12 protein-coding genes are annotated in these 12,501 nt (G+C 63.4%); 4 read left to right on the forward strand and 8 right to left on the reverse strand.

Annotated elements, in window-relative coordinates; translation table 11 throughout:
• Nucleotides 1-17 precede the first annotated feature (17 nt).
• Together BM083_RS10215 and BM083_RS10220 are read right to left on the reverse strand one after the other, a co-directional pair.
• Nucleotides 18-389: a Zn-ribbon domain-containing OB-fold protein gene (locus tag BM083_RS10215; RefSeq protein ID WP_089869119.1), complete on the reverse strand. Its 372-nt coding sequence runs from the start codon at nt 387-389 to the stop codon at nt 18-20.
• On the reverse strand, nt 386-1,552 hold the full coding sequence (locus tag BM083_RS10220) for a thiolase domain-containing protein (RefSeq protein ID WP_089869121.1): 1,167 nt from the start codon (nt 1,550-1,552) through the stop codon (nt 386-388). The genes BM083_RS10215 and BM083_RS10220 overlap by 4 nt, the downstream gene beginning before the upstream one ends.
• Nucleotides 1,553-1,710: 158 nt before the next feature.
• Between BM083_RS10220 and BM083_RS10225 the strand changes: the two genes are divergently transcribed.
• A complete protein-coding gene (locus BM083_RS10225; RefSeq protein WP_089869123.1) occupies nt 1,711-2,955 on the forward strand; it encodes a P-loop NTPase in 1,245 nt (414 codons plus the stop codon).
• A gap of 1 nt (nt 2,956) precedes the next feature.
• Here the strand turns inward: BM083_RS10225 and BM083_RS10230 are convergent, their stop codons facing one another.
• On the reverse strand, nt 2,957-4,567 hold the full coding sequence (locus BM083_RS10230; protein ID WP_089869125.1) for a long-chain-fatty-acid--CoA ligase: 1,611 nt from the start codon (nt 4,565-4,567) through the stop codon (nt 2,957-2,959).
• Nucleotides 4,568-4,747: 180 nt separating this feature from the next.
• On the opposite strand from BM083_RS10230, the gene BM083_RS10235 reads away from it, so the two are divergent.
• Together BM083_RS10235 and BM083_RS10240 are read left to right on the forward strand one after the other, a co-directional pair.
• Nucleotides 4,748-4,996: a DUF7576 family protein gene (locus tag BM083_RS10235; protein ID WP_089869127.1), complete on the forward strand. Its 249-nt coding sequence runs from the start codon at nt 4,748-4,750 to the stop codon at nt 4,994-4,996.
• Nucleotides 4,997-5,075: 79 nt separating this feature from the next.
• Nucleotides 5,076-6,542 carry a sodium:solute symporter family transporter gene (locus BM083_RS10240; protein WP_089869129.1) on the forward strand — a complete coding sequence of 489 codons (1,467 nt, stop codon included), beginning with the start codon at nt 5,076-5,078 and terminating at the stop codon, nt 6,540-6,542.
• Here the strand turns inward: BM083_RS10240 and BM083_RS10245 are convergent.
• From BM083_RS10245 to BM083_RS10265, 5 genes are all read right to left on the reverse strand, one after another.
• Nucleotides 6,521-6,712 (reverse strand): hypothetical protein, encoded by a 192-nt coding sequence (locus BM083_RS10245; RefSeq protein WP_143085711.1) that lies wholly within the window; start codon nt 6,710-6,712, stop codon nt 6,521-6,523. The genes BM083_RS10240 and BM083_RS10245 overlap by 22 nt on opposite strands.
• 117 nt (nt 6,713-6,829) lie before the next feature.
• Nucleotides 6,830-7,105, reverse strand: coding sequence for a winged helix-turn-helix domain-containing protein (locus tag BM083_RS10250; RefSeq protein ID WP_009366256.1), 276 nt, complete (start codon nt 7,103-7,105; stop codon nt 6,830-6,832).
• Between the two features lie 147 nt (nt 7,106-7,252).
• The gene (locus BM083_RS10255) at nt 7,253-8,953 is read right to left on the reverse strand and encodes an acyl-CoA mutase large subunit family protein (RefSeq protein ID WP_089869133.1); all 1,701 of its coding nucleotides are present in this window, start codon (nt 8,951-8,953) and stop codon (nt 7,253-7,255) included.
• Between the two features lie 87 nt (nt 8,954-9,040).
• Nucleotides 9,041-9,991, reverse strand: coding sequence for a hypothetical protein (locus tag BM083_RS10260; RefSeq protein ID WP_245756877.1), 951 nt, complete (start codon nt 9,989-9,991; stop codon nt 9,041-9,043).
• Nucleotides 9,992-10,207: 216 nt separating this feature from the next.
• Nucleotides 10,208-11,185 (reverse strand): hypothetical protein, encoded by a 978-nt coding sequence (locus tag BM083_RS10265; protein WP_089869137.1) that lies wholly within the window; start codon nt 11,183-11,185, stop codon nt 10,208-10,210.
• A gap of 212 nt (nt 11,186-11,397) precedes the next feature.
• Here BM083_RS10265 and BM083_RS10270 point away from each other — a divergent pair, with 212 nt between their 5' ends.
• Nucleotides 11,398-12,492 carry a hypothetical protein gene (locus tag BM083_RS10270; protein WP_089869140.1) on the forward strand — a complete coding sequence of 365 codons (1,095 nt, stop codon included), beginning with the start codon at nt 11,398-11,400 and terminating at the stop codon, nt 12,490-12,492.
• The last annotated feature ends 9 nt before the right edge of the window (nt 12,493-12,501 follow it).

Raw genomic sequence — 12,501 nt, forward strand, 5'->3', positions numbered from 1 at the left:
CGACTCGGCTACCTCGCTCAGCGCAGGCTGAAGCGGACCATCCGACTGTCCGTCGTCTCGTTGGTGGCGGCCCCCGCCTCGACCGTCGAGCCGATTTCGACGTCGTCGACGGCGTCGCTCCCGAGGATACCGGTCAATCGAACGCCGTCGAAGTCGGCGATGACCGTCGCGTAGGGTGCCTCACCGGCGAAACTCGGGGCCGGAACGTGGACGACGGTGAACGTCTCGACAGTCCCGGACTCGGGCAGCGACTCCTTCGAGAGGTCCGGAGAGCCACAGTGCGGGCAGACGCGCCGCGGCGGGAGCGACCCGTGGCCCTCCTCACAAGCGAGGTAGTAGCCGTCGCCGTCGAGGGCGTCGAGCCACTCGTCGTAGCCAGCGTCGGTCATCGGTCCACCTCCAGAATATGGACGACCGCACTCGCGACGGTGCCACCCGCGTTGTGGGTGAGTCCGACTTCGGCGTCGGAGACGGCGTCGCTGTTGGGGTGGTCGCCGCGCAGGAGGCGCGTCATCTCGACCAGTTGGCTGCCGCCGGTCGCACCGACCGGGTGGCCCTTCGCCTTCAGTCCGCCGGAGAGGTTGATAGGTCGGTCACCGTCGATAGTGGTCTCACCGCGGCGGGCCGCGCCGATTCCCTCGCCGAAGTCGTAGAAGCCGAGCGATTCGAGCGCCATCACCTCGGCGATGGTGAAGCAGTCGTGAACCTCCGCGACTTCGACGTCGTCCGGGCTGACACCGGCGTCGTCGTAGGCTTCCTCGGCCGCCTCCGTCGCTGCCGGGGTCCGTGCGAGATGTTCGCGGTCCTGCAGCGCCATCTTGTCGGCACCTTGTCCCGACCCGGTGATGGAGACGGGTGCGTCGACGTCGTGTTCCTCGGCGTACTCGTCGCTGACGAGGACGAGTGCGCTCGCGCCGTCCGTGATAGGGCAGGCGTCGTAGAGGTGAAGCGGCGAGGCGACGGGGGGCGCATCGAGCGCCTGCTCGACGGAAATCTCCTTTTGGAACTGCGCGTACTCGTTGTCGAGGGCGTGACGGTGGTTCTTGACGGCGATGTGAGCGAGGTCCTCGCGAGACCCGCCGAACGCCTCGAAGTACGCCTTCGCCATCAGCGCGTAGGCGCCGGGGAAGGTCACGCCCGAGCGCACTTCGTGGAGTTCGTCGGCGGCGATGGCGAGTGCCTCCGTCGCGCCGTCGGTGTCCATGTTGGTCATGCGTTCCATCCCGCCGGCGAGGACGACGTCGTTCTCGCCCGACCGGATGCTCTTGACGGCCTCTCGGGCGGCGACACCCGCAGAGGCACACGCCTGTTCGTAGCGGGTAGCGGGACAGCCGAGTCCCGCCGCTTCGGCCATGAGCGGCCCTTGGTGACCCTGTCGCTCTGACAGTGCCCCCATGAAGTTCCCGTAGTTGAGATGCTCGATGTGGTCGCGGGGGACGCCCGCGTCTTCACGCGCCGCGAGGGCAGCCTCAGCGAAGAGGTCCCGGCCGGTCCGGTCGGGGTGACTCCCGAAATGAGTGAGGCCGACTCCGGCGACTCGTACGCCAGTCATACACGAACGTCAATGAGGGTGCAGTTGAAAGACCTGCCGACTACGGCGACGAACGTGACGTCTCACCGCCAACTGTGCCGATATCTGCAAATGAAGAATGTTCTTCGGGTCGATATATCAGTGCATATTTTTAAGATGTTGAACATGGATACATCGCTATGGCCACGGGTATCGTCTACGCTGTCGCAGGAGCGAAGGGCGGCGTCGGCAAGACGACGACGAGTCTCAACCTCGGGGCGGCGCTGGCGGCGACCGGACGGTCCGTCGTCGTCGTCGAACTCGACCTCGCGATGGCGAACGTCGTGGATTTCCTGACACTGGACATGGATCCCGAGACGGATACCACCCTTCACGAGGTGCTCGCCGGTGATGCCGACATCGACGACGCCGTGTACGACGCGCCCGGCGAGTTTTCCGTTGCTCCGAGTGGCACGACGCTCGACGGGTTCGCGTCCGTCGACGTCGACCGCCTCGGCGACGTTCTCGCGACTCTCCGAACTCGCTTCGACGTCCTCCTCCTCGATACGGGTGCCGGATTGAGCCACGAGACGCTCCTTCCGCTCGGACTCGCTGCCGAAACCGTGCTCGTCTCCTCTCCGCGCGTCGCCTCCGTTCGAGACGTCGAGAAGACGAAACAGTTGACCGAACGCGTCGGCGGACGGGTCGCTGGTGCGGTGTTCGTCCGCTCCGGGACGGGGAACTCGCCACCGGTAGACCGTATCGCCGACTTCCTCGACGTCCCGCTCCTCGGACACGTTCCAGAAGACGAGGCTGTCCCGGCATCACAGGACGCTGGACGGCCGGTCGTCGTCCACGCACCCGACAGTTCGGCCGCAGCCGCGTATCAGTCGATTGCCCACGAGTTGGCCGCCCGTGACGTCGTGGACCCCGGTTCGGTACAGGCCGAATCCAACGCCGTCCGCGCTCGTGCCGAGACAGCGAAGCACCGCGGCGGGTTCGTGTTTCCCGGTGGAGAGACGAGCGAGAACGACGACCGACCGGATGCGGACCGGAGCGCCGACGAACGAGTCGACGACGACAGTCGTGTCGACTCGACCGAACGTGAGTCGATTGGAGAGCAACGCGGCGTCACGGCTGATTCCGAAGCAGCGGCCGAAGCTGAGGAAGATTCCCGTACCGCATCGACTGCTCCCGACGACGATGCGTCCACTGTCGCAGCGTCCGCTATCGCCGACTCCACGACCGGGTCACAGAAGTTGTCCGAAGACGCACGGACGCCCGCCGTGTCCGTGTCGACGACAGAGACGGACGCCGCCGACCGAACCGACTTACGAGTCGATGCCGACGAACGAGACGACCACGAGCAACGAGAGGAAGACGCCGAGGCGGGACTGCGGGGTCGTCTCGGGTCGGTCGTTCGGGCCGTCCGTGGACCGTTCTGACCTATCCCTCGCCGACCATCCGCTCTTCGTCCTCCCACTCTCGCTCGCGCAGTTCGTACTTCTGAATCTTCCCGGTCGCCGTCTTCGGTAATTCGGCGACGAACTCCACCTCGCCGGGAACTTTGTACGAGGCGATTCGCTCGCGGCAGAACGCCTGTATCTCCTCTTCGGTCACGCCCGGATTGTCCGGGTCGCCGTTGGCCGGAACGAGGAACGCCTTCGGCGTCTCGCCCCACTTGTCGGAGGGTGCAGGGATGACGGCGACGTCGGCGACGGCGTCGTGTTCGAACAGCGTGTCTTCGAGTTCGATACTGGAGATGTTCTCGCCGCCGGAGATGATGATGTCTTTCTTTCTGTCCTGAATCGTGATGAACCCGTGTTCGTCGACGGTGGCGAGGTCACCCATGTGGTAGTAGCCCTCCACACGGTCGTTGAACGCCTCTTCGGTCTCCTCGGGTTTCTCCCAGTAACTGTCCATCACTTGGTTGCCGCGGACGACAATTTCGCCCACCGTCGTGCCGTCTTCGGCGACGTCGTTGCCGTCGTCGTCAACGACGCGGACTTCGGTTCCGAGGTAGCCGATTCCCTGCTGTTTCTTGATGGCGAAGCGCTCGTCGGACTCCTGGTCGAAGAAGCGTTGTGCGTCGGACGTCGTGATGAGCGGTCCCGTCTCCGTCGCGCCGTAGACGTGTTTGAGATACCACCCGAACGTGTCTTCGACAGTTCGTATCGTCGCCTCCGGCGGCGCGGCACCCGCGGTGGCGACGCGAACGGGGTTGGCACCGACCGTCTCGGGGTCGTGTTTTTGGTGGTACTCTTTGAGCATGTTGAGCACCGTCGGCGCGGCACAGAAGTACGAGACGTCCTCCGTCTGGATGCGCTCGAAGATGTCCTTGGCGTCGATACCCCGCGTGCAGATCTGTCGTGCTCCTGCACCAGTAATGGCGTAGATGTGGCCCCACCCGTTGACGTGGAACATCGGAAGCGTCCACAGATAGACGTCGTCGTCGCTGATCTCTTGGTGGATACTGATGAGGTAGGCGTGGAGCGTCTCGGTTCGGTGGCTTCGACAGACACCCTTCGGGTCGCCCGTGGTCCCCGACGTGTAGTTGATGGTGATGATGTCGCTCTCGTCCATCTCCGGGCGTTCGTAGTCCGTCGAGTCGGTCACGAGTTCGTCGAACGACTCCCACTCGCCGTCGACGGCGTCGACGTCGTTCGTGATGAACAGTTCCGTGGGCACGTCGTCGCGAATCTCCTGAATCCGGTCGGCGAACTTGTAGTCGGCGTAGATGGCTTTCACCCCGGCGTCGTTCAGGATGTACTTGAAGTCGCTCGCCACGAGTCGGTAGTTCAGCGGCGTGTGAATCGCGCCGAGTTGCATCGACCCGTAGGCCGCTTCGAGGTGGTAGTGCGTGTTCGGGTCCAACACGGCCACACGGTCGCCCTTTTCGATTCCCCGACTCTGGAGGGCGGCCGAGAAGCCGTCCACTCGCGCCCCGAGTTCGTCGTAGGTGTAACGCTCGCCCGTCGTTGCGAGCACCGCTTCTTGGTCACCGTAGTGTCGCCGCGCTCTGTCCAGAAAATCTGTCGCGAGGAGCGGTTTCTCCATACGTAGTTCACAATGAAGGTTCGTGATATAGATTGTGGGTTGGTGGCAACGTACACGTCAACCACCAGACTGCAGTCATCTCGGGAGTGTTCTGTACTGTTGTTACGTCTCGGTTGAGCCAATATTTCTCTGTACTCCTACCCAGGAAAATACCATACTGCTCCGTCCGAATCAACCGATATGGGACTCTCGAAGTACGTCGGCCGGACGCCGCGCGGGTACGACTCGAACACGACTGTCGAACGGGTCGCCTCACACCACCGATGGGACGTCGACGTTGAGCGACGTGGTGACTGCAGTAACTGTGGGACGGAGTTAGAACTGCGAGAGAAGCATCTCCTCGTGACACTCGGCGAACGACAGGGACGGGGCGGAGAGCGTCACTATCTCTGCGGACAACTGTGTCTCGACGAGTGGACGGACGGCTAATAACCAACTACTATTACCGAAGCATATTTTGGGTCGACGACTCTCCACAGACACACATGTCTCTCAGTGGTGGTCCGGGATGATTGCCTCGGGCGTCGTACTCACACTCACACTCGTCGTCCTCCTCGGGTTCGCCGGGGTCGGCGTGTGGTACGCCCGAGACGGCGTCGACTCCGTCGAAGAGTTCGTCTCGGCGCGCGACTCGGTGGGGACGGCGACGCTCACCGCGACAGTCGTCGCCTCCAGTATGGGTGCGTGGATTCTGTTCAGTCCGGCGGAGGCAGGGGCCGCGTTCGGCGGTGTCACGGCCGTCGTCGGCTACGCTGTCGGGTCGGCACTCCCGCTCTTCTGTTACGCCTCACTCGGGCCGCGCATCCGCCAACTCGTCCCGGAGGGTCACTCACTGACCGAGTACGCGTACGCCCGCTACGGGACGGTGTTCGCCGCGTACGTCCTCCTCGTCACCGTCGCGTACATGTTCGTCTTCCTCGCCGCAGAGTTCACCGGCATCGCACTCGTCTTCGCTCGTCTCGCCGGTGTCCCCGGATGGCAGACGGCGACGCTCGTCGGGACGATAGTCCTGGCGTACACCGCCTACGGTGGACTCCGGGCGAGTATCGTCACCGACCGGATACAGACGCTCGTCGTCCTCCCACTGTTGTTCGTCGGTGTCGTCGCGACGCTCGTCGCACTCGGCGGGCCGACGGCAGTCGTCTCGTCGGTCACGTCGACCCGTCCCGAGTTGCTCTCGCTCGGCTATCTGCCGGGTATCGAGTTCGGTGTCTACGTCACCGTCGCGGTTCTCGGCGCGGAACTGCTGAACCAAGCGTGGTGGCAGCGAATCTACGCCGGACGCGACGACGAGACGGTGCAGCGTTCGTTCCGGGTCGCCGCCGCGTGCGTCGTTCCGCTCGTCCTCGTCGTCGGTCTGTTCGGTCCGGTCGCCGCCGGACGCGGGTTCGTCTCGACGCCGTCGGACGCCAGTGTCGCCCTCTTTCTCGTCGTCGAGCGAGTCCTCCCCGACTGGGCGGTGCTCCTCTTCGTCCTCCTCGCACTCGTTCTCGTCGTCAGCAGCGCCGATACGCTGTTCAACGCCATCGCGAGCGTCGTCACGGTGGACGTTCCGCGGTTCGTCGAGATGCCCGCCGACCGACTCACGACGGTCGCTCGACTCGTCACGGGTCTCGTCGCCGTCGCGGCAATCGTCGTCGGTGCGCAGGGGTACAGTGTCCTGACGCTGTTTCTCCTCGCAGACTTACTCGCCGCCGCTACGTTCGGACCACTCCTCTTGGGGTTGTACTCGCGGCGGGCACGGAGTGGCGGCGTCCTCGTCGCGAGTGCCAGCGGTCTCGTAGTTGGTCTACTCTTTTTCCCGCCGGCCCGCGGCGTGCTGTCGGTGCCACTCCTCTCGCCGTCGTTCTTCGTCGCGTTTCTCGGTGCAGCGAGCGTCTCCTGTGGAGTCGCGTGGCTCTCGACGCTGGTCGGCGACGAGCGCTACGACTTCGGGCGACTGGGTCGAGAGATTCACCGACTCGACGACGACTGACCGGTCACGGTTGGACTCTCTCCTGAATCTCTTCGGCGATTTCGGAGTTCCGGAGCGTCGTCGAGAATCCGCTCGTCCCTGACGTTCGCTTGCTCCACGAACGCCTCGGGTGGGTCGAACGCCTCCTGTTCTGCCAACCGTGTTTCGAGAACTGTGGTATCCTGTGACATGAGACGACGGTGTCGAATTAGACACGATACAGCGACTCCGAGTTCACCGCTCGGTTTCGGCATCAGACGGTGGGTAACGCGGAGAGTCTGTACAGAAGTGACGTGGCGTCGCCGAGGTCAGTCGACTTTGTCGACGATGTTCTCGATGGTGTCCCAGTTGGCGCGTGCTTGGTCCGACGGGAGATAGATGGCACCGTAGTTGTCGCCCTCACGGTTCAGGATGTTGTTGTCGACGAGGACGTCGAGATGGTGCCGAACCGTCGTGTAGTCGAGTTCGAGGGCGTCTGCGAGTTGGTTGGCGTTCCGTGGGCGCTCGTCCAGCGTACGGAGGATACGAACGCGGTTCTTGCCGCCGCGTGTCCCAGTCAATACGTACCACAGAACGCCCTCCACTGGTCTTACTGCTCTCACCAGGACTGTAAGTGCATCGACACGGGAAACCGACCATGTCAGTCGGTGCGGGGAGACTCGACCAAGAGCGAGTGTCTCTCCGCGTCGCGAAATTGGCAAAAAAGATAGGAGTGCGGGAACGGGGCGAACTCAGGCGAGTCCGATCTTCTCGCGGTACGCGCCGTACTTCGCCTCGAACACGTCCATAATCTCGCCCATCGTGACGTACGCCTTTACGGCGTCGACGAGGACAGGCATGACGTTCTCCTCGTTCTCGATCGTCTCACGGAGTTCGTCGAGGGCCGCTTCGACGGCCTCCTCGTCGCGTTCGGCTTTGACCTCGTCGAGTCGAGCGAGTTGTCGCTCTTGGACCTCGTCGGAGACGTGCAGCAGTTCCAGTTCGGTGTCCTCGTCCATGTCGTACTTGTTGACGCCGACGACGACTTCCTCGCCGTCTTCGACGCGCTCTTGGTACTCGTAGGAGGCGTCCTGAATCTCGCGGTGGAAGTAGCCCTCTTCGATGCCGGCGAGGACGCCGTCGCGGACGGAGCCGTCGCCCATCTCCTTGATCTCTTCGAGGTAGGCCATCGTCTCCGCCTCCACCTCGTCGGTGAGCGACTCGACCATGAAACTGCCCGCGAGCGGGTCGGTGCTGTCTGCCGCGCCGGACTCCTCGGCGATTATCTGCTGGGTCCGGAGTGCGACGCGGACTGCCTCCTCGGAGGGCAGCGCGAGCGCCTCGTCGAAGGAGTTGGTGTGCAGCGACTGGGTGCCACCCATGACGCCGGCAAGTGCCTGAATCGTCACTCGGACGATGTTGTTGAGCGGTTGCTGGGCCGTCAGCGACTGGCCCGCCGTCTGCGTGTGGAACTTCAGTTGCTTCGAGCGCTCGTCGTCCGCGTCGTACCACTCGTCCATCACGCGGGCGTAGATGCGTCGGGCGGCACGGAACTTCGCGACTTCCTCGAAGATGGAGTTGTGAGAGTTGAAGAAGAACGACAACTGGGGTGCGAACTCGTCGACGTCGAGTCCGCGCTCGACGGCGTCTTCGACGTAGGCGAACCCGTCGGCGAGGGTGAACGCGAGTTCTTGGACCGCCGTCGACCCGGCCTCGCGGATGTGGTAGCCCGAGACGGAGATGGGTCGGATGCGCGGCGTCTCGGCGGCGGCGAACTCGACGGTGTCGGTGACGAGTTTGAGCGACGGTTCCGGCGGAATGACCCACTCTTTCTGCGCGATGAACTCCTTGAGCATATCGTTCTGGAAGGTGCCGCCGATTTGCTCGCGGGAGACGCCGCGCTGGTCGGCGAGCGCGACGTACATCGCGTAGACGACGGGTGCGGAGGGGTTGATGGTGAAGGAGGTGGTGACCTCGCCGATGTCGATGCCGTCGAAGAGAATCTCCATGTCGCGGAGCGTGTCGACGGCGACACCTTCCTTGCCGACTTCGCCGTCGGAGAGTGGGTCGTCCGAGTCCTTGCCCATCAGCGAGGGCATGTCGAACGCCGTCGACAGCCCCGTTTGGCCGTTGTCGACGAGGAAGTGGAACCGTTCGTTCGTCTCCTCTGCGGTTCCGAACCCGGCGAACTGCCGCATCGTCCACGTCCGGCCGCGGTACATCGTCGGGTAGACGCCGCGCGTGTACGGGAACTCGCCCGGGAACCCGATGTCCTCCTCGTAGTCTATGTCGGCGACGTCGTTCGGCGTGTAGAGGTCGTCTATCTCGAGGTTCGAGACGGTCGCGAACCGGTCTTTGCGCTCCCCGTGACGGTCGAGCAGTGGGTCACGAGTCTCCGACTCCCACTCGTCTCGGGACTCACGAATCTCCGCGAGGTCGTCCTCGTCGTACATGAGGTGTGGTTTTGCCGGACAATTGATTAAGGATTCGGGTCGGGAGACCGGCGAAGAACGTCAGTCGAGATGGAGAACCGAGGCGGGTCAGCGCCGACGCAACGAGTAGGCGGTCTGATACACCACTGTCGAGAGGAGGAGGACCCCCACGAGGAGGACGACGACGAACAGGGGACCACTCATCAGGTTCGCGACTCGGCTACCCACCAGTTCTGACAGTCGCGACTCGACAGTGTCTCTCACGGCAGCGCCTGCACTCGCGTTTGGCGCGGTGGTCGTCTGCGTCGTCTCAGACGCCTGTGTCGATTGGGTTGATTGGGTCGACTCGTTCGCCTGTGTCGTCTCGTTCTGTGCGGCGACAGTCACCGTCGTCGCGTTGCTCAGTCCGACGACTTCACCACCAGCAGTGACTTCGGCGTACGCCTGATACTCGCCCGGTTCGAGGTCGGCCGTTCCGGTGTACGTCCCCTCCGTACTCACCGAGGTAGGCACGCGAGTTGTTTCGTTGGCATCGCTGCGGACGACGACTTCGACGCGTTCGATTGGCGGCGTCTGTGCCGTCTCGGTGACGTTCACGGTGAACTGCCGTTGGTCCTCATTCGTCTCCATCGACGACGTGATGAGCGACGTATCGTAGCCCGTGACGACGACGGGTTGGACCGCGTGGAACGTCCCGTTCGGGTCGTGCGTCGTGACGAGATACTCGCCGGGCGCGATTCCAGTCGTCTCCAGTGTGACCGACTCGTTCACCTCTGTGTGGCGGTCGAAGATAATCGACCCATTACTGTCGTAGAGGTGGACGTAGTTGACGTTGGATGGACTCGTCGCACGCACCGTCAACGGGTCGCCACTGTTCACTCGGCCCACTGCTGAAACCGTGTACGCGGTGCCGTTGTGCGTCACGGTCCGGTTCTCCGTCTCGACGCTGTCGCCGACGAGAACCGTTCCGTTGTGGGCGACGGCGACACCGAGTGTGAGCGTCGTCAGTGTGAGAACGACGAACACCATACCTGCGACTCGTGTCGTAGTACGCATCATACACCGACCAGCCACAGCGGTGATAAAGTCCTTTCAGTTGGCGGTGGATGCACGCCAAAATCGAGTGAAAACAAGGAGAACTTGTGTCTACAGAACGACGGTACCACTCTTAGGAGTGGCGTCACTATCGCGCTCGTTCGACGCGACACGCTCCGTATCGGGGCGACACTCTCGTCCGGCCTCTCTGACTGTCTCGCTCGAACGGGGAGAGAACGGTCAGCGACGGCGTAACGAGTAGGCGGCCTGATACGCCACCGTCGAGAGGACGAGGACACCGACGACACCGGCGACGACGAACAGGGGTCCACTCAGCAAGTTCACTACTCGGCCCCCAATCCATTCGGGCAGTTGCGACTGCACACCGTCACCTGACCTCTCGCCCGCAGTCGCGTTGGCTGGCGTGGTCGTCGTCTGCGTCGCCTGAGCGGACTGAGTGGACTGAGTGGTCTGCGTCGGTTCGGGCGTCTGTGTCGTCTGCGTCGACCCGTTCACCTGTGTCGTCTCGTTCTGTGCAGTGATACGCATCGTCGTCCCGTTACTCAACCCGACGAGTTGGCCGTCCACAGTGGCCCTGGCGTAGAGCTGATACTCACCCGGTTCGAGGTTGGTCGTCCCGGTGTACGTCCCCTCCGCGCTCTTCGAGGTGGAGACGCGAGCAGTCTCGTCGCCACGGAACACGACGACTTCGACACGGTCGATTGGTGACGTCTGTGCCGTCTCGGTGACGTTCACGGTGAACTGCCGTTGGCCCTCGTTCGTCTCCATCGGTGACGTAGAGAGCGATACGTCGTACCCAGTGACGGCGACAGGTTGGACCGTTTGGTAACGGCCGGACCCGTCGTGTGTCGCGATGAGGTACTCCCCCGGTGTGAGATACGTCGTCGAGAATTGGACCGACTCGTTCAGGCTGGCGGGACGGTCGTAGACGAGTGAGCCATCGACGTCGTAGAGGTCGACGCCGGAGACGTTCTCGGGACCCGTCGCACGGGCGGTCAGCGGTTCGCCACGAGTCACCTGAACCAGTGTCGAGACGGGGTACTCCGTCCCGTCGAACGTCACCGTCTGCGGCGGGATGTCGACACCGTCGCCGACGACGAGCGACCCGTCGTTGGCGACGACGGTACCCACCGTGAGTGCCGAGAGTGTGAGGGCTATGAGCACGAGGACACTCACTCGTACCGTAGAACGTTGCATGCGGTGAACAGTGGTGCTCCGCGTATAGTCCTTTCAATCACCAATAAAAACAGAACGTGCTAAATAACGATGTTTAGCGCTCTGAAACCGAATAATTCGGTTCGGACACTTGCCGCGTGGAGCGTCGACGGTGAGTCGCCCCCGACACGGTGACACACGTGGCGCTTTGTGTCTACGACACGTTTTTCTCACTCGTTTCAGTTATCCTACGTATGCCCTTCACGCGACGTCGCGCCCTCCTCGCTGCTGTCGGCCTCTCTACGGCTCTCGGACTCTCCGGTTGTCTCTCTCGAAACACCAGCGCCGTTGCACGGACGTACGACCGAGCACGGGGAACCTACGAGCGTGGCCCACGACAGGGCCGGGCAGACTCGCTCACGGTCGACGAGACAGTCGTCGTCGACGACCCGGACCTCGAATATCTCCCCAGAAAGGACGCCGTGCGGTTCCCGTCGCTGATGAATCGGGACGACGTCGTCGCGTACGATACGACGCCGTTCGGTCGGTGGTCACAACTCCAGTGCGCCGAGGCAGGACTCGACCCGGTCTGGACCGTCGTCTCCGAGCGACTGGGTGGGAACACGGACGGACTCGGGCGCGGAGCGGCGTCCAGTTTCCCCGGGATGGTGGTCGAACTCTCGCACACGACGACAGTCGACAGCGACGGAACCGTCGTCTCGGAACCGGCCGTCTCCTTCGACGAGTTCCTCGACATCACTCCCGCGTCGGTGACGGTGACCGTCGCACTCGACAGGAAGACGACGACACACACGGTACCGGTGAACGTCATCGGCGGGACGTACAATCCCCACAACGGGGGAATCCGTGCCGGACCGGAAATCGTCTACAACGATACGGCACGGCCGGAGACAGCGATACGACCCGACAGCGTCCGAGGCCGCGCATCGGCCATCACTGCAGAAAGCCCAGCCCTGATTCACCACTCGGGCGTCAGTTTCGACGGGGGAGAGATGACGCTCCGGTCGTGGGCAGAAGACGAGTGTGTCGACGTCGCCCGCGACGTCGCACGGGGGGTAGTTACCGAGCGACTCGGTGAGACCGGTGGCGTCGTGTGGGGAACGACTGCAGACGGTGTCGAGGTCCAACTCACCAGCGCGGTAGACCAGAACGGAACCGCCGTCTCGGCACCGACCCACAGCGTAGAAGAGGTACTCGATGAGACACCGCGCGCGGTGACCGTTCCGATACAGGTCGAGGGTGGCGACGAAAAACTGGCCGGTCGAGAACCGACGTTCACGATGCCGGTACGGGTGCAGACCCGCGTCTCGACGGCGTCGTGGACCTGACCCAGCTGA

Source organism: Halogranum rubrum, assembly GCF_900114455.1.
Lineage (GTDB): Archaea > Halobacteriota > Halobacteria > Halobacteriales > Haloferacaceae > Halogranum > Halogranum rubrum.